We start from the raw sequence: 17712 nt of genomic DNA on the forward strand, positions 1-17712 counted from the left end.
ATATAAATGGCATTTTTCAATACGATACAATTCCCACCCATCCGAATATAAGCATTCTCTTAATATTGTTTTAAAAAATATAAATAAAATATTAAAACAGCACTATAACTCTAATTTTAAACCGTCGTAGGCAAGATAAATTCCGGGAGGCAAACTTGCAGAAGTTTCATTATGCAGTCCAAGCTGATGGCTGATATGTGTAAGATATGTTTTCTCAGCACCTATTTCTTTGGCTAAAGAAATGGCTTCTTCCAGGCTAAAATGAGAAATGTGTTTTTCTTTTCGTAAAGCATTCAAAACAAGTATTCGCGTTCCTTTTATTTTTTCTTTTTCTTTTTCATGGATCAGATTTGCGTCGGTGATATAGGTAAAACCGCCAAATCTATAACCAAGCACAGGCAGCTTAAAATGAAATACTTCAACCGGAACCACCTCCAGTGATTTTACAAAGAATGATCGCGAGTCAACTGTTTTAAAATTGATTCGTGGTATTCCAGGGTAATCTGCCTTCTTATCAAAGGCATAATGATATTCCACATGCAATGCATCCTGCACTTTAGACGTGGCATACACATCCATAGGTTTTTTTTGAAAATAATTGAATGCCCGAATATCATCTAGGCCTGCAGTATGGTCTTTATGGGCATGTGTAAGCAGGATGGCATCCAATGTTTTTACGTTTTCGCGCAACATCTGTGTCCTGAAGTCAGGCCCGGCATCAATCACTACCTGATGTCCCTCAAATTCAATGAGTGCTGATGTGCGTAAGCGTTTGTCTTTTTCATCCGGCGATGTACACACTTCACACGGACAGGCAATAACGGGAACACCCTGCGACGTACCGGTGCCTAAAAATGTAACTTTCAAAGCTTAACCTTTTCTGATTTGGCCTCTTTCAAAAATTGTGAAGCCCGTTCACTTAACAGCGATTCATCAATATCCGTCTGTGACAAAATATCAAGCAAACTATTGATCCTGGATTCAGTATCTAGATATTTATTGATCACTATAACTTTCTTATTTTCAAGAATACAGTATCCTGATTTAAAAGTTCCCTTTTCATAGCGCACTGCATAACTACATTCCCGGAAAAGTTGTTCTAATTTTAATAATGTGGCGGCAGAATATCTGAACATTGTCCTAATTTTGAAGACCTCAAAAAGCTAACAGCAAATATAGAAGATTGAGTAAGAACGAAGCTAATCTCCTTAACTATTTATACTTAATTCCATGAATAAAAGCATCCTTATTTTTTCTGTTTTATTTATTGCTTTCATGAATATTAAAGCTCAGGATCCTGCTTTAAAATTTCACGCAGGAGCAGTTGCCGGATTAAACTTTTCACAGGTGGATGGTGATGACTGGGCAAGTTATAATAAAGTCGGTCTGAATGCCGGATTTATTTCGGAGGTTCCTCTGTCGAAGCACTTTTTCGTTTCTGCTGAAATACTGTATTCGCAAAAAGGAAGCAAAAGCCCCACTTACAAAGGTGTTCCGCTTACATTTAAATGGAAATTAAACTATGCTGAAATACCGGTGCTGATTAATTTCCAGGAGAAGAAAGCAATAAACTTCGGCGCCGGTCTATCTTATGCACAATTGCTGAAGGCCCGTGAATTTATCGAGCAACTGGAACAGCCAGATCCAACTGTAGGCATCGGCCGAAGCGATATTGACATACTTGCCAATGCGAATTATCTGATCACAAAAAATTTTCAACTTAATGTACGATTTGCTTACTCAATTTTCGCAATCGGCCATAGAGAAAACAGCAATTTTAAGCGGCATGCATTGTATAACAATTTACTTTCAGCAAGGTTAATGTGGATTATTTAAACTTTACACCGTATAATTAATATCCATCAGTCTCCTTAAAGTTCCATCGGCGGTAGTTCTTATATCTTTCAATTATTTAATTAATCCAAACCATTCCGAGAGTAAATCAATTGTATTAAAAGATTTCAAAGATCTGGACGTAGATATAAGGCTATTTGAAAACCTGAAAAATTGATCTGAAAGCAGCAAATAAAATTGTTTGTCAAAAAACAGGTTGGCAACCGATTTTTCATTAATTAATCTTGCACTCTCAATCGCTTTTATGCAACAACTTCCTGCCACTGACCAGATGTATAATGCCTTAGTAAATAAAGACAGCACCTTTGAAGGGATTTTTTTTGCAGGTGTAAAAACTACTGGAATATTCTGCCGTCCTACGTGTCCTGCTAAAAAGCCAAAGCCCGAAAATGTAGAATATTTTTCTTCAGCGAAAGAGGCCCTTCTTTACGGTTACAGGCCATGTAAAGTGTGTGAACCGCTATTGCTCAATGGCGAAGAACCTGCAGAAATTAAAAATCTTCTTAATGAGCTGCATCAGGCACCACACGTAAGGATTAAAGCTTCTGACTTGCGTGATAAAAAATTAGATCCTGTTAAAATTGCAAGGTGGTTTAAAAAAAATATGAGCATTACGTTTAATTCTTATCAAAAAAGTTTACGGCTCGTACACGCGTATGGAAAAATCAGGCAGGGCGAAAAAGTGACAAGTGCTGCGTATGATAGCGGGTATGAATCGTTAAGCGGTTTCGCCGGTTTATTCAAGAAGCATACAGGGTTTTCGCCGGTTAAAAGCATACACCATCATATCATCTCGATAATCCGGATTCCAACGCCGCTTGGGCCCATGTGTGCCGGAGCAACCGAAGATGGTATTTGCCTTTTGGAATTTGCAGATCGCAGGATGCTGGAAACTCAATTTAAAAGGATTGAACGAATATTTAATGCGAAAGTAATTCCCGGAACCAATACTCATCTTGAGAAGCTGACAAGTCAACTGAATGAATATTTTAATGGTACACGAAAAAGCTTTGATGTTCAGCTATTGCTTAAGGGTACATCCTTTCAAACAAAAGTATGGGAAGCATTGCAGACAATTCCTTATGGGAGTACCGCTTCGTACCAGTTTCAGGCAAAGCATATCGGGAATGCCAACGCAGTGCGTGCAGTAGCCCGCGCAAATGGTGACAACCGGATTGCTATTATTGTTCCATGCCATCGTGTAATTGGTTCAAATGGCATGCTAACAGGTTATGGTGGCGGATTGTGGCGAAAACAATACCTGCTCGATTTAGAGAAGAATTCCCTGCAACTTAGCCTGCAAATGCATTAGGCCTTATGCTATTTTTGCGATTTCTGTAAACACTTTAACCCAGGATTCAGGTAAGGTTGTGTAAAATGGATTCCCTGAAAAATGCGATCTGTGTCTTTTTCTCTTGTCACTTCATTTAAGTCTTCCGCTATTCTTTTTTCCAGTTTAATATTTCCTTCCATCCCTTTTAACGTAATGGATAGAATTTTTGAATAGAGCACAATTTCCAATTTGTCATTTGTAGCAACGGAAGTTTCTACACTTGGAAAATCAGGCAGTTTAAAGACAATTACTGCGCTTGCATCAATTAATTGATATTGATACGTGGTTTTATTTTCCTGTTTTATATAATCACTTTCTAACCTTCCGTCCATAAAAGAAACAATGCTTTGAAAACTGGAAAAAGTTGCAGGAATTAATGGTGTAATTTCAATTTTCTTCTCTATAGCATTGGGACGAATACCAAGAAAATACTGGTTCCAAACACGCAGATATTCTGCATTCGACCATGCCTGCAAGAAGGTTCCGGATTTATTTGCCCATGCTGATCCTGCTCCTGGTAAGGCATCCATATTCTCACTGAGGCTGCCAACAGCACCGGTCATTAAAGCCTGCCGGGTCATTCCCTGAAACAGATTCCATGATGGGGCTATTTGCTCAAACTCTAATAATCGTTGTATTGCAATGCCATTATTCCACACCCAAACAGTACCATTGTGATAAGCTTCATCCTTAGGGTAATATTCAGGATATTCATGGAAAGGATGGAAGTTGGAATCTGTTTGAGCAAGAGAAGCAACACCCCACGGATACACCAAAGCTTCCCACGTTTTCCTCGTCAATTGCATCCTTAATGACCTATCGTTTATTAAAGCCATTGCGAAAAACTGATTAGGCCGCACCGTAAAATCGGGTGATCCATCAGCGTGAAGATGATCTGCCATCAATTCATTTCCTGTACTATTAATAAAGTCATTTATAAAATGGAATTGTAAATTTTGGGCCATTACTTTCCATCGCTCTGCATCAGTTTCCTGTTTCATAAAACGGGCAAAAAAGCTCCCTTTTATTAAGTTTTCATACCATAACCACTGTACATCATTGGCGCGGTTACCTCGTGGTGAATAGGGTACTTTACCATCTATTTTGGCATCCATCCAGGTGTCGGCCTCCTCATGAGTCAAATATCCTTGTATGTCAACCCAGTATTTTAACGGTCCTTCAATTGACCGCTGAATAACGGGATACAGTTCTTTTATCAAAGAAGTATCACCGGAATACATCACGTATTCATACAGCGCCATTACAAAGCGGGGCGTTCCATCAGTAGTATTATAAATTACGTCATCGGGTCTAATGCGGTTGGGTACTCTGCCAAAATTTTTGCTAAGTGAATCTGAATTTTGGAAATGAGCAAAGGCAGTTAAAATTTTTCGGGCAGTTTTAAATTGACCCGTTACAAGACAAGCACCCGCGAGAGAGATAAAAGTATCCCTGCCCCAATAATCGTTAAACCATGGCAGCCCGGCATAAATACCATCACCGCTCTGGTGGGTTATTAATTGATCCAGTGTTAACGTAATCCATTGTAACGCTTTATCAGTGGATGAATCGCTGGATGTAAAAGAGCCGGCAATAAGGTGCTCCATTCGCAGCCGCCTTTCTTCTTTCCAATCAGTGTAATTATTTCTTGCGTGAATAATAAGGTGCTTGGCACTTTTAACGCTTTCAGCATATACAATAAAAAAACCTCCGGAAGTTTCATTACTCTCAAGGTAATTATTGATCTCCTTCAATGGAGCTGGATGAATTGGCGCAATAACCAGTACTGCGGTTGGAGCTTCTTTTGGAATATAAAAGGCCATGTTTTCTTCCGTGTATAGAAAGCCTGATAAGTATCCTTCTATAGAAAGACCTATTGAATTTCCTCTCAAATTCGCTAATTCGATAGAGAGAACATGCTTATTATCGAACATCATAAATGTTTCTTCCGCATCAGGAAAATAACGTTGTAATCTGTCAGGATATACCGTTATCTGGGCTTCAGCGCGCTGTAGCGGCTTGCCATCAATATATAGCTCATAGTCCTGGAAAATCCGATGGGTACCAATATTCCAACCTGAAAACCAATCATCATTTACCTGTTTATGAGTTCTACCATAGAAATATGCAGATTGCTTATCTGTATAGGAAAATTCCCGATTTTCTAAAGGGGTTACTGTTATTCCAAGGTGATCCAATAGCTTACTTTGGGCAAAGGCAAATTGATTCATAAACAACAGGAATAAAAATTTTGGTTGTGCAAGTTTATTATGCATAATATCTTAAATGCATTAAGGATTCTCACAGTAAATCAACAGCAAAAATCATAATCGGAATTAGCGTTGGTAGTTCTCTTAATTTTACTCATTATTTGCTATCAATTTATAATGTCGGCTGATATTAAAAAAATCTTATTACAGTTTATAAAGTTTTACTTATTCTGGCTTTTGATTTTTTTTATAAATCGGGGAACATTCATTATTTTCTTTCATCAAAAATTTGCTGATGTACCGCTTATTGAAGTAATGCTGAGCTTCTGGAACGGATTGCGGCTCGACTTTTCTGCTTCCAGCTATTTAATTGTTATTCCTCTTTTAATTCTGATTACTCAGCAACTTTTTCGGTTCTCATTCGCTGGCAAATTGCTCACTATTTATTCGACAATCATACTGGCCTGGCTGGCATTTCTATGTTTGTTTGATATAGGAATCTACCGGGATTGGGCTACCAAAGCAAATGCCCGTGCCTTTGCCTATCTGAAACAAATGAGCGATGCCATTGAGTTTACAGATTGGACATTTATTATTCTATCAGGACTGATCTTTTTGGCGCTAATGGTTGCGGGCTGGAAACTGTATAAATATTTTTTTCAAAATGAAAGATTTACTTCAGCTGAAAATTTAACAAAAAAAATTACGGCAATTTCTGTTTACCTGCTGCTTTTGCCTGTTTTATTCCTTGGAGTCAGAGGCGGCTGGCAGTTGATTCCGATTAATGAAAGCAGTTCATACTTTTCAAGACATCAAATCTTAAATGATGCAGCGGTAAATACATTCTGGTATACCAGCAAAAACTTTTTGCAATATGGAAAATCATCAGAGGAAAACCGTTACCACTATTTTTCCTCCTTAGATGTGGAACAGAAAATAAATTCTTTATATAACACACAAAACGATTCTACTATTTCGGTTCTGACCAATAACCGGCCAAATATTGTCTGGATCATTCTGGAAAGCTTTACTGCAGATGTAATTCAATCTTTGGGTGGTGATACAGGGGTAACTCCTAATATGGACACAATCATTCAGCATGGGTTATTATTTAACAATATTTATTCCCAGGGCTTTCGTACCGATCAGGGCCTTGTTAGTTATCTGAGTGCCTTTCCTACTCAGCCTGATTTCACAATCATAACTCAAACGGAAAAGCTGCAACATCTTTCTTTCATTCCGAAAATTTTGGATAGCATAGGATATCATACTTCTTTTTACTATGGCGGAGAATCAGGTTTCGCGAATATGAAGACCTACCTGATTGATGCAGGAATTGAAAAGATTGTAGATAAATCATCTTTTACTTTAAGCCAGATGAGTGCCAAGTGGGGCGCCCATGATCAATATGTTTTTGAGAAACAGGCAGCTGAAATGAATATTGAACAGCAACCATTTTTTTCAATAGTGCTTTCATTAAGCAGCCATGAGCCTTTCTTTATTCCTATTCCTTCAAAATTCCCGGGGAAGAGCGAACCGGCACTTTTCAAAAGTGCCTGCTATTATACGGATCAATGTCTGGGAAATTATTTTCGTTCAATTAAAAATACCGAATGGTATAAAAACACATTATTCATTTTAGTAGCGGATCACGGCCACAGATTACCGCGCAACCGTGAACTGGATGAGCCGGGCAGGTTTCACATACCGTTTATACTGTTCGGCGATGTTTTAAAGCCGGAATACCAGGGGAAGCAGTTGCGGATGCTTGGAATGCAGCTGGATATAGCAGCTACCTTATTATCGCAGCTTCAAATAGCTTCTTCTAATTTTGAATGGAGCAATAATCTGTTAAACCCTTACAGAAATGATTTTGCCTATTATTGTTATGATTCAGGGTTCGGATGGATGCGGGACAAAGATGCCATCACCATGCGATTTGATAACAAGTCAATTACCTATCACCCAGTCGGGAACAATAATTCTATTAGCGTCTCAGAATTTAACAACGGCAAAGCCTTTTTACAAAAACTGATGGAAGAATTCAGCAATTATTGAAGGTAAGACCATAGCAGTACTAAACCAAAGGAGGAAGCTCTGTTTCTTTAGGTATGCTCAGAAATGGATTCATTATACTATTAATCTACCCTGTCATTTCCATGCAGAAAACCGTTATTCTTTTTCAAAGCCGGTAGCTTATCTTCTGATTGTTCAACATAGTATGGTGATAGATTAGATTCATTTGAGGGTTCTACATCTTTTAAATTAATTCCCCTCCTCAAATAGGCAGGCTCCTTTTCCATTTCATTCATTGCAGACGGGTTCTGCAGTTTCATGCTGAGCCCTCTTAATTTGCTAATGCGATCTTTTGCTGCACTGCGTGAAATATCCGGATTTTCCGATTGCGATGTTTGCTGTTTCTGAATAAACTGCATTCCTGATTTTTCTTTCAGGACAAAATCTTCCGAAGGTTTTTCCTCCTGGCCAAACGCTTCTTCTTCATTTTCTTTATTTATATTTTCTGCCGGGGTAAGATCAAATGTGAACGGAAGCTGGTAATTAATAACCTCTGCTTCTTCTTTAGGTTCTGTGTTTTCCAGTGGCTGTAATTTTATATTTCTAACCGAAATATGCTCCTCCTTTATTTCGGGCTCGGCTTTTTCAGGAACAGGCGCTTTAGACACTGACTCGTCAAGAGTAAAGCGGATGCGATCTTTTTTTGATAAATCTTTACGCTGCGCCCCATGTGTTTCAAAACCAGTAGCAATAACGGTTACACTAAGTTTTTCACCCATGCTTTCATTAAAGCAATTTCCCCATATAATGTTTGTCTCATAGCCTGCTTCACGCTGAATATATTCTGTTATTTCTGACACTTCATCGAGTGTAACTTCAATAGTACCGGAGGTGATATTGACAAGAATATTTTTTGCTCCCTTAATGTCATTATCATTCAGGAGAGGAGAATTTAAAGCGGCCTCTACTGCCTGTATTGCACGCCGTTCGCCATCAAACGCTGCCATGCCCATTATAGCCACCCCACTGGTACGCATTACCGTATTCACATCTTCAAAATCCACATTCACGTATCCGGGCACTGTGATGATTTCTGCAATACTCTTAGCAGCATTGGACAATATATTATCGGCCTGAGAAAATGCAGCGCTTAAAGTAAGATTACCATGTATTTCGCGGAGCTTATCATTAGAAATTACCAGCAGTGTGTCTACATGATTTTTCATTTCCGCAATTCCATCCTGCGCCTGTTGAAACCGGCGCGGTCCTTCTGCTGAAAATGGACTGGTAATTAACCCTACGCTTAATATTCCCAGCTCTTTTGCCACCTTAGCAATCACTGGCGCTGCACCCGTTCCAGTTCCTTTGCCCATTCCTGCTGTAATAAAAAGCATCTTTGTATTAGGTTCCAAAAAAGCCTTTATCTCATCGGTTGATTCCATAGCAGCACGCTTTCCCACCTCAGGATTCATACCTGCGCCCCGGCCTTCAGTAAGGTTAAGACCAAGCTGAATTTTATTAGGAACAGGGCTCATTTCCAGAGCTTGCTTATCTGTATTAGCCACTACAAAATTTACTCCTACAATGCCTTGCCGAAACATATGGTTTACGGCGTTTCCCCCTCCACCTCCTACACCAATCACTTTTATAATCGACGATTGTTCGCGGGGCAAATCAAATTGAATACTCATGAGAGAAAGTTTAAGTTAATGTATATGGTTTAATGCTTTTGTTTGAATTGACAGATTTACCCGACCAGCGGCTATTTAAAATCTTCATCAATGTCATCTATAAAAAAATCTTTCGCCTTTGCAAAAATTCTACCGACAAAGCCCCTTTTTTCATGTTGTAATTCCACTTCGTCAGGCTGCGGATGCAGCGCTGCCTCGAGGGCAGATTTTTCATGACGGTAATCAAAGTCTTCAAATCCTTTCAATATTAAGCCTACACCTGTTGAATACATGGGATGCTTAACTACATCGAGCTTGAGCGGTGCAAGGTGTTCAATCGGTAAACCTATCCGCGCATCGAGTCCTGTTATATATTCAACAAGCTGCACGAGGTTTTTCAGATGTGCTCCTCCGCCGGTAACCACTACTCCTGCAATCAATTTATTTTTATATCCCGAAATATTAATTTCCGAATCAACGTGTTCCAGAATTTCCTCCATACGGGCGTTAATGATATTGGAAAGATTGCGGACCGAAATTTCTTTCGGATCACGACCCCTTAACCCGGGAATAGAAACAATCTGGTTATCCATAGAAGCGTCGGAAATTGCACTTCCAAAACGGCACTTTAAAATCTCCGCCTGGTTTTTCATTACCATGCATCCTTCTTTGATGTCTTCAGTTATGCTATTGCCGCCAAATGGAATTACATAAGTATGGCGAATAATACCATCCTGAAAAATTGCTATGTCTGAAGTTCCACCTCCTATATCAACTAATGCCACACCCGCTTCTTTTTCTTCCTCGCTTAACACTGCGGAGGCTGAGGCAAGCGGCTCCAAAATCATATCCACCATGTGAAGGCCTGCTTTTTCCACACACTTCTTTATATTTTGCGCAGCACTGATTTGTCCTGTTATAATGTGAAAATTGGCCTCCAGACGAATGCCTGACATGCCCACAGGATCTTTAATTCCCATCTCATTGTCCACAATATATTCCTGCGGTAATACGTGAATGATACGATCCCCGGGATTTACTACAAGCCTCTTCATATCCTCGGTCAGTTTCCGAATATCTTCTTTGCAGATTTCAGTATCGAGATTGTCCCGCACCAGTATGCCCCGATGCTGAAGACTTTTTATATGCTGTCCTGCAATTCCCACATACACATTCCGGATTTCTACACCAGAACTTTCTTCGGCCTCCTTCACAGCCCGTGCAATGGCATCCACCGTTTTATCAATGTTAGCAACTACACCACGGGATACTCCCAATGATTCGGATCTTCCTAAACCAACAATTTCTATTTTTCCATAATCATTTCGCCGCGCCACAATTACACAAATTTTTGTGGTGCCTATGTCAAGTCCTACAATAAATTCAGAATTCATATTTTCAGTTTATGTTATGGAGTTGGTCTGTTAGATTTAGTGGAATCACGTTGCGCTAAGAAAGTACCGGTTTTGACAGGATCCCGTTTTTCACAAAACACTTCATTTGTATATTTTAAATTGATGGTTTTATAATCCGGCCAGCCCAGTCTGTCCATTCCCTCTTTATAAAAAATTTTAAGCTTATTAAATTTTTGCTGCAGAGAATCTGTGTCGCCAATTAAAATAGTTTGATTGCCCAGCAGCGGAATTAATTCGAATTCTTTTTGAGTGTTAACTACTATTTGTTCCGTTAGTGAAGAGAGAAAAGAATCACTTTGAACATAACATGCCAGAATGAATAGTTTTTGTTCAGTCACTGAATCGATGGTGTTATGATTTTCCGGGCCTGAAAAAATACATCCTGTTGCTACAGGCACTCTCGCTGTAAAGTTATTCGAGACCGGCATCTTCATCGAATGATCATCAATGTAATAACTCACACCCTGATTGTTGATAACACGTAATACAGGCTTGCGCTGTGTAACGTTAACATCCAGATTTCCGGAAGTATTCACAAAAAGTTCTGCATGTTTTACCCATGGGTTAGACTGAATGGTGCGTTCCAGATTTTGATAGTTCAATTGATCAAGGGAAGCTGATTCAATATTCACCCGATGATCTTTCAAAATTTGAAGGATATCATTGGGATTTACGAATAGCATGCCATCACTTTGATCCACATTTACAGTAATCGTTTTTAATTTTAAATTTTGTTGCCTAAGCAAGGCTGCACCGCTTAAAATCATCACTCCACAGCCGCAAATGATCCAGGCAACTGTAGTAAGAACTGTTCGTATTTTCGGCCAAAATTTTCTCATAAGATTCATGGCTGCTGTGCTGCTCCTTGTTGCAAATAGTTTTTGATGTCAGGAATCATCTGGTCGATATCTCCGGCACCAAGGGTAATTACCACTTCTAAATTTCTTTTTCTTAATTCATTTAGTAAATTCTGTTTCTCACAAACGATCTTACTTCCTGCAGAAATTTTATCAAGAAGCATATCTGAGCTTACCCCGTCAATTGGAAATTCTCTTGCAGCATAGATAGGTAAGAGGATCACCTCATCTGCAAGCGAAAGCGCTTCGCCAAAATCATCAGCAAAATCAAGGGTACGTGTAAATAGATGAGGCTGGAAAATACAAGTGATCTTTTCCGAGGTAAAAATCTCTCTTACTGATTTCAGAATTGCTTTAATTTCTTCAGGATGGTGCGCATAATCGTCAATGAAAATGGTTTTTCCTTCCGTTATTATAAACTGAAACCGCCGAATGACACCCTGAAATGTATTCAGTGCCTGCCTGATTTCCTCAACGGGTATTTTAAGTTGTAAGGCAACTGCAATGGCAGCAATAGCATTCTCCACATTGTGCCTTCCTGCAATTGCAAGGTGAATATTTGTTATTTCGGCAGAAGCGCTTTTGAAATCGAAGATATAAGTCCCTTCTTCAATCCTGCCGTTAACGCTATAGTAATCAGCCGATCGATCTTCATTCTTTGCGGAACGCTGTACAACACCAGGTTCATTGGAATAATAAAAAATGGTTGCAGTGCTGTCCATAAATTTCAGGAAAGGCAAATTTCTTTTTGTGATAAGAAAGCCTGCGGGTTTTACCAGTGTGGCAAACTCTCCATATGCTCTTACCACTTCATCCTTCGATCCGTAGATATCCAGATGGTCAGGATCACAGGACGTGATGACAGCGATATCAGGGCATAGCTTTAAAAAAGATCTGTCAAACTCATCGGCTTCAACAACTATCGTTTTATTTTTTCCCGCCAAAAAGTTGGAGTTGTAGTTAACAGCAATACCACCCAGAAATGCCGTGCAATCGTATCCCGATGATTTTAAAATATGGGCTATCATAGTAGTGGTGGTGGTCTTTCCATGAGTACCGGCTATAGCTATCGTAAATGAATTTTTTGTTAGCTCTTGCAGCAAGTCAGCCCTTTTGATAACATGATAATGGTGTTCTCTGTAGTAAGCGAGCTCTTCATGATCAGAAGTAATTGCCGGTGTATATATAATAAGGTTTGCGTCTTTAGGAATCAGGTCAATATCTTCTTCAAAATGAACCGAAATACCTTCCTGTATTAATTCATCGGTTAAAGCGGAAGGTGTTTTATCATAACCGGAAATTTTTTTTCCGTTTAAATGAAAATACCTGGCAAGGCCACTCATCCCTATGCCTCCAATACCAATAAAATATATGCTGTCAATTTTATCAAGATCCACTATTGATCGTTTATTGTTTCTGCATTAATCTCTTTATTAATATTCACCATTTTAAACACTTCACGGGCAATGTCTTCATCTGCATGCGGTCTTGCAAAGCGGTTTATATTGTTCTGAAGCCTTTCCCGTAAGGTCTTATCCTTTATCAGTTGTAATGCGGCATTCACCAGTCTTGTTTTAGCTTCTGAATCTTTAACCATTATAGCTGCTTCGTTCTTTTGAAGAGCTATCGCATTTTTAGTCTGATGATCTTCAGCAACGTTCGGTGAAGGCACAAGCACGCATGCCTTTTTCGCAACACTTAGCTCAGCAATCGAAATAGCTCCTGCCCGGGAGATTACAACATCGGCCACCGCATATGCCAGATCCATTCGATCAATAAATTCATATACTTTAACCTGCCCCGGATATTGCAATGCGGCTTCTGCGTTTACGTTATAATATCCTTTTCCGGTTTGCCAGATTAGCTGCAGACCTGTACTCATTATTTCGCTAAGCCCCGAACGAACTGTTTCATTTATAGTTCTTGCGCCAAGGCTTCCTCCTATTACAAGAATTGTTTCTCTCTCTTTGTTCAGACCAAAAAACTGATATGCTTTTTCACGATTTCCTTCCAGATGCAAAATGTCTTCCCGGACGGGATTTCCTGTAAAAACAATTTTATCCATTGGAAAAAATTGTTCCATCCCTTCAAACGCAACACAAATCTTTTGCACTCTTTTTCCCAGAAGCTTATTAGTGATTCCGGCATATGAATTCTGTTCCTGAATTAAAGAGGGAATTCCAAGTACTGTCGCAACAAACACAACAGGAGCGCTTGCATAGCCACCCACGCCTATCACTGCCTGGGGTGAAAAATTATTAATTATCGTTCGAGCCTTATTCAAACTATCAATCAGTTTAAATGGTAATAAAAGATTTTTCCATGTCCACCTTCTTTGCAATCCTGCTATAGGCAATCCCTGAATCGGGTAACCAGCTTTCGGTATCTTCTCCATTTCCATTTTCCCAAGTGCCCCGATAAATAAAATTTCTGCCGAGGGCTCACCTTTTTTTATTGCATTTGCAATAGCAATTGCAGGAAAAATGTGACCACCTGTGCCACCGCCAGTGATGATCACTTTAAGCGGCCTCTGCATTATCTTCTTCATTTTCCTGTTCTACATTTCTGCTCACACTAAGAATAATCCCAATGGCAATGCTTGTAAACCATAAGGATGTTCCACCCATGCTCACCAGAGGAAGTGTGACCCCTGTTGTCGGCAATAAATTAACTACTACTGCCATGTTTATTAATGCCTGCACTACCATACTAAAGCTGAGCCCAACTGCCAGCAATGCTCCAAAGGCCCCCGGACTTTTAACAAAAATTTTTATGCATCTTAAAAGAAAAAAGAGGTAAAAGAAAATTAAAGCGGCTGCACCGATAAATCCATATTCTTCCACAATAATGGCATATATGAAATCAGAATATGGGCTGGGTAAAAAATTTCTTTGTGTACTGTTACCAGGACCTACTCCAAAAATTTTCCCCTTGGCAATTGCAATTTTTGATTGCTGAACCTGGTACGCTTCATCATTTTTTCCAAAGAAATCCTGTAGGCGGCTTATCCAGGTATCTATTCTTGTATGAAAGGAAGTAAAAGTTGCAATCAATACGATGATCCCAAGCAGCACAATACCTGCAAGCAGCATAACCATAATATATTTCATGTTTACTCTCCCAATAAACATCAGGAGCAAGCAGGTTGCAAAAAGGATGGCTGCGGTTGAAAGATTAGACGGAGCAATAAGACCACAGATAATCATCGGTGGGATCATTACAGGAAGAAAACCGGTTTTAAAATCTTTGATCGTTCCCTGGTTTTTGGCCAAGGCACGGGCGAGATACATTATGAGAGCTAATTTTGCGAGATCAGACGTTTGAAATGAAACATTCACAACCGGAATGGTTAGCCATCTTCTTGCATCATTAATATCCACTCCAAATAACAGAGTAAGTAAAAGAAGCGGTACAGAAATGTAAAGCAGTAATTGAGCAATCCGTGAATAGTATTTATAATTAACAGTGTGTGCAAGAAACATGAGAAGCAGGCCAAAGAGTATCATGCCACATTGTTTAAACATATAATACTGCATATTGCCACCCTGGTATTTAAAAGCAAGAGATCCGGTAGAGCTGTACACGGCGAGCATAGAAATAATAGATAAAAAAATAACGATCAGCCAGATATACCTGTCCCCTTTGGTACGTTCGAAAATTTTTTCCACCGGAGTTGTAATAGCAGACATTCCTTATTTATTTAACAACGTTTCATTTTTGTTTATAATGATCTTACTGCTTCTTTAAACTGCCTTCCCCGATCCTCGAAGTTTTCAAAGAGATCGAAGCTGGCACATGCAGGTGAGAGCAACACACAATCGCCATTTGATGCAAGGCGGTATGCTGTATTTACGGCATCCACCATACTTTCCGTATTTGCAATTAAATCTACTGACCGGGCGAAAGCCTCGTGAATTTTACGGTTATCCAATCCAAGACAAACAATTGCTTTCACTTTTTTTCTTACCAGGTCGGTAAGCAGTGAATAGTCGTTTCCTTTATCTACGCCACCCACAATCCAAATAATTGGCTTTGCAATACTTTCTATAGCATACCATGCTGAATTTACATTCGTAGCTTTTGAATCATTAATGAACTCAATTTCATGAACATCTGATATCCATTCGAGGCGGTGTTCCAAAGCCTGGAAATCTGAAAGTGACTCCCTGATAATTTCTTTCCGAATATCCAATGCCTGAGCTGCAATGCCTGCTGCCATGGAGTTGTATAAGTTGTGCTTTCCGTGTAATCCGAGGTGGAAAAGAGACATACTAAATGATTTATTTTTTAGTGTGAAAATGATGTTGTTGTCATTGTCTAGGCAGGCTCCCTGTAAGATTTCTATCTCCTGTGAAAAGCTGACTTTTTGTGAAAAGATGGAATGGCGGCTAAGCGCTTCCTTAGTAGCTGCATCATCAAAGCAGTAAATGAAATAATCATTCGCTGTTTGTTTTTGCGCAATGCGAAGTTTTGCATCTGCATATTCTGTGAACTGATAATGATAGCGGTCAAGGTGATTATCACTAAGATTGGTGAGAACGGCGATATCAGGTTTAAAATCATAACAATCATCGAGCTGAAAGCTGCTTATCTCAGCCACATAGTAAGGTGTATCCCGTTCTGCAACCTGCTTTGCAAAGCTTTTTCCAATGTTCCCTACCAGTGAAACATCTAAACCTGCTTTCTTGAGGATATGGTAGATGAGCGAGGTGGTGGTTGATTTTCCATTTGTACCTGTAACAGCAACGATAATTGATCTGGTATAACGGGATGCAAATTCAATTTCAGAGATGACGGGAATATTATTTAAGCGGACCGATTGCATTATTTGCTCTTTCTCAGAAATACCCGGGCTTTTTATTATTTCATTCGAATGGAGTATCCCGGCTTCGGTGTGTTGATGTTCTTCAAATGGAATTTGATTTTCTATCAAAATCTTCCTGAATTTTTCTTTTATTATTCCTTTATCGGAAACAAAGACATCATAACCCTGCTGTTGCGCAAGTAAGGCTGCTCCTACCCCACTTTCTGCTGCCCCGAGGATTGTAATTTTCTTCATTCTTATTGATTATTTAGTTCCGGATTTTAATTGCATTCTGTTCCATTTCGCTATCTTATTTTTAACGTTACTATGGTAAGCACTGCAAGAAAAATTCCTACTATCCAAAACCGTGTTACAATCTTTGGCTCTGAATATCCCAATTTTTGATAGTGATGATGTAAGGGAGCCATTTTAAAAATTCGCCTGCCCTCTCCATATTTTCTACGGGTGTATTTGAAGTAGGCCACCTGCAGGATAACCGAAAAGCTTTCTATTAAAAAAATGCCGCATAGGATGGGTATCAGTAATTCTTTTCTTACAACAATTGCCATAGTTGCAATAATTCCCCCGAGAGCAAGTGAACCAGTATCGCCCATAAATACCTGTGCCGGATATGAATTGTACCACAGAAATCCAATGCACGCTCCAATGAATGCCGAGGCAAACACTAGCAGCTCACCTGTGCTGGGGATGTACATAATATTTAAATAACCTGCTGTGAGAATATTGCCGGATACATAAGCAAAAACTCCAAGCACGGCACCTATGATTGCAGAAGTACCAGTAGCTAATCCGTCAATTCCGTCAGTTATATTGGCGCCATTAGATACAGCAGTGATGATGAATATAACAATGAGAATATAAATGATCCAGGTACAATCCGGATAATCATCCCCCATCCACGCAATGAGTCTTGAGTAATTGAACTCGTGGTTTTTTACAAAAGGAATAGTAGTTATTGGAAGCCTGGCATCTACATACCTCGAAGCAACTTGTTGTACTTGTAAGGAATCGGCCATTACAAGAGGTACCGCCACATTACTGCTGACCAGTTCTCTTCTAACAACAACATTATGGTTGAAATAAAGAATAGAGCCAACGATAATTCCTAAAACGATTTGCCCTACTACCTTAAATTTAGCGGCCAGTCCATGTTTATTTTTTTTAAACACTTTGATGTAGTCATCCAGGAAACCAATGAAACCAAGCCAGATAGTAGTTATAACCATGATGATTACATATACATTTTCCAGCTTAGTAAAGAGAAATGTTGGAATAAGAATGGCTGCCAGTATAATTAAACCACCCATGGTGGGGGTACCCTGCTTCTCCGATTGACCCTGCAAGCCGAGATCCCGAACGGTTTCACCAATTTGCTTCCTGCGTAAATAGCTGACAAGATTTTTACCATAAACAAGTGAAATCAAGAGGGAAACAATGACGGCCATCGGAGCCCTGAATGAGATATAATTGAAGAGATTCGCACCGGGCAAATGGTACTTTAAATTCAGATAATGAAACAAATAATAGAGCAT

14 protein-coding genes are annotated in these 17712 nt (G+C 39.4%); 3 read left to right on the forward strand and 11 right to left on the reverse strand.

Translation table 11 applies throughout. The features are described from left to right. Window positions 1–102: 102 nt before the first annotated feature. Window positions 103–867: an MBL fold metallo-hydrolase gene (locus H0W62_05935; protein ID MBA3648078.1), complete on the reverse strand. Its 765-nt coding sequence runs from the start codon at window positions 865–867 to the stop codon at window positions 103–105. After that, window positions 864–1136: a hypothetical protein gene (locus tag H0W62_05940; protein MBA3648079.1), complete on the reverse strand. Its 273-nt coding sequence runs from the start codon at window positions 1134–1136 to the stop codon at window positions 864–866. The genes H0W62_05935 and H0W62_05940 overlap by 4 nt, the downstream gene beginning before the upstream one ends. A gap of 94 nt (window positions 1137–1230) precedes the next feature. Here H0W62_05940 and H0W62_05945 point away from each other — a divergent pair, with 94 nt between their 5' ends. Both H0W62_05945 and H0W62_05950 read left to right on the forward strand, forming a co-directional pair. Next, window positions 1231–1836 carry a PorT family protein gene (locus tag H0W62_05945; protein MBA3648080.1) on the forward strand — a complete coding sequence of 202 codons (606 nt, stop codon included), beginning with the start codon at window positions 1231–1233 and terminating at the stop codon, window positions 1834–1836. Between the two features lie 289 nt (window positions 1837–2125). Further along, window positions 2126–3166 carry a bifunctional transcriptional activator/DNA repair protein Ada gene (locus tag H0W62_05950; protein ID MBA3648081.1) on the forward strand — a complete coding sequence of 347 codons (1041 nt, stop codon included), beginning with the start codon at window positions 2126–2128 and terminating at the stop codon, window positions 3164–3166. A gap of 8 nt (window positions 3167–3174) precedes the next feature. Here the strand turns inward: H0W62_05950 and H0W62_05955 are convergent, their stop codons facing one another. After that, on the reverse strand, window positions 3175–5418 hold the full coding sequence (locus H0W62_05955) for a hypothetical protein (GenBank protein ID MBA3648082.1): 2244 nt from the start codon (window positions 5416–5418) through the stop codon (window positions 3175–3177). 216 nt (window positions 5419–5634) lie between these two features. Here H0W62_05955 and H0W62_05960 point away from each other — a divergent pair, with 216 nt between their 5' ends. Then, window positions 5635–7455, forward strand: a complete 1821-nt coding sequence (locus H0W62_05960) for an LTA synthase family protein (protein MBA3648083.1) — start codon at window positions 5635–5637, stop codon at window positions 7453–7455. Window positions 7456–7535: 80 nt separating this feature from the next. Here the strand turns inward: H0W62_05960 and ftsZ are convergent, their stop codons facing one another. The 8 genes from ftsZ to H0W62_06000 all read right to left on the reverse strand — a co-directional run bounded on the left by ftsZ (window position 7536) and on the right by H0W62_06000 (window position 17712). Continuing rightward, window positions 7536–9098, reverse strand: coding sequence for a cell division protein FtsZ (gene ftsZ, locus H0W62_05965; protein MBA3648084.1), 1563 nt, complete (start codon window positions 9096–9098; stop codon window positions 7536–7538). A gap of 77 nt (window positions 9099–9175) precedes the next feature. Then, entirely contained in the window at window positions 9176–10477 is a 1302-nt protein-coding gene (gene ftsA, locus H0W62_05970; GenBank protein MBA3648085.1) for a cell division protein FtsA, read from the reverse strand. Between the two features lie 14 nt (window positions 10478–10491). Then, window positions 10492–11337 carry a hypothetical protein gene (locus H0W62_05975; protein MBA3648086.1) on the reverse strand — a complete coding sequence of 282 codons (846 nt, stop codon included), beginning with the start codon at window positions 11335–11337 and terminating at the stop codon, window positions 10492–10494. A gap of 5 nt (window positions 11338–11342) precedes the next feature. Beyond that, the gene (locus tag H0W62_05980) at window positions 11343–12752 is read right to left on the reverse strand and encodes a UDP-N-acetylmuramate--L-alanine ligase (protein ID MBA3648087.1); all 1410 of its coding nucleotides are present in this window, start codon (window positions 12750–12752) and stop codon (window positions 11343–11345) included. Beyond that, a complete protein-coding gene (murG, locus tag H0W62_05985) occupies window positions 12752–13903 on the reverse strand; it encodes an undecaprenyldiphospho-muramoylpentapeptide beta-N-acetylglucosaminyltransferase (GenBank protein MBA3648088.1) in 1152 nt (383 codons plus the stop codon). Before murG ends, H0W62_05980 begins: the two co-directional genes overlap by 1 nt. After that, window positions 13875–15023 (reverse strand): FtsW/RodA/SpoVE family cell cycle protein, encoded by a 1149-nt coding sequence (locus H0W62_05990; protein MBA3648089.1) that lies wholly within the window; start codon window positions 15021–15023, stop codon window positions 13875–13877. The genes murG and H0W62_05990 overlap by 29 nt, the downstream gene beginning before the upstream one ends. A 53-nt stretch (window positions 15024–15076) precedes the next feature. Continuing rightward, window positions 15077–16414: a UDP-N-acetylmuramoyl-L-alanine--D-glutamate ligase gene (gene murD / locus H0W62_05995; protein ID MBA3648090.1), complete on the reverse strand. Its 1338-nt coding sequence runs from the start codon at window positions 16412–16414 to the stop codon at window positions 15077–15079. Between the two features lie 50 nt (window positions 16415–16464). Further along, a complete protein-coding gene (locus H0W62_06000; GenBank protein MBA3648091.1) occupies window positions 16465–17712 on the reverse strand; it encodes a phospho-N-acetylmuramoyl-pentapeptide-transferase in 1248 nt (415 codons plus the stop codon).

Source organism: Chitinophagales bacterium (assembly GCA_013816805.1).
In the GTDB taxonomy this organism is placed as follows: domain Bacteria; phylum Bacteroidota; class Bacteroidia; order Chitinophagales; family UBA10324; genus MGR-bin340.

What these genes read in the sequence shown, in the direction of transcription:
- H0W62_05945 (MBA3648080.1), top strand. Translation starts at nt 1,231, where the DNA reads ATGAATAAAAGCATCCTTATTTTTTCTGTTTTATTTATTGCTTTCATG.
- murD (MBA3648090.1), bottom strand. Translation starts at nt 16,414, where the DNA reads ATGAAGAAAATTACAATCCTCGGGGCAGCAGAAAGTGGGGTAGGAGCA.
- H0W62_05975 (MBA3648086.1), bottom strand. Translation starts at nt 11,337, where the DNA reads ATGAGAAAATTTTGGCCGAAAATACGAACAGTTCTTACTACAGTTGCC.
- H0W62_05940 (MBA3648079.1), bottom strand. Translation starts at nt 1,136, where the DNA reads ATGTTCAGATATTCTGCCGCCACATTATTAAAATTAGAACAACTTTTC.
- murG (MBA3648088.1), bottom strand. Translation starts at nt 13,903, where the DNA reads ATGAAGAAGATAATGCAGAGGCCGCTTAAAGTGATCATCACTGGCGGT.
- H0W62_06000 (MBA3648091.1), bottom strand. Translation starts at nt 17,712, where the DNA reads ATGCTCTATTATTTGTTTCATTATCTGAATTTAAAGTACCATTTGCCC.
- ftsA (MBA3648085.1), bottom strand. Translation starts at nt 10,477, where the DNA reads ATGAATTCTGAATTTATTGTAGGACTTGACATAGGCACCACAAAAATT.
- H0W62_05950 (MBA3648081.1), top strand. Translation starts at nt 2,126, where the DNA reads ATGTATAATGCCTTAGTAAATAAAGACAGCACCTTTGAAGGGATTTTT.
- H0W62_05955 (MBA3648082.1), bottom strand. Translation starts at nt 5,418, where the DNA reads ATGAATCAATTTGCCTTTGCCCAAAGTAAGCTATTGGATCACCTTGGA.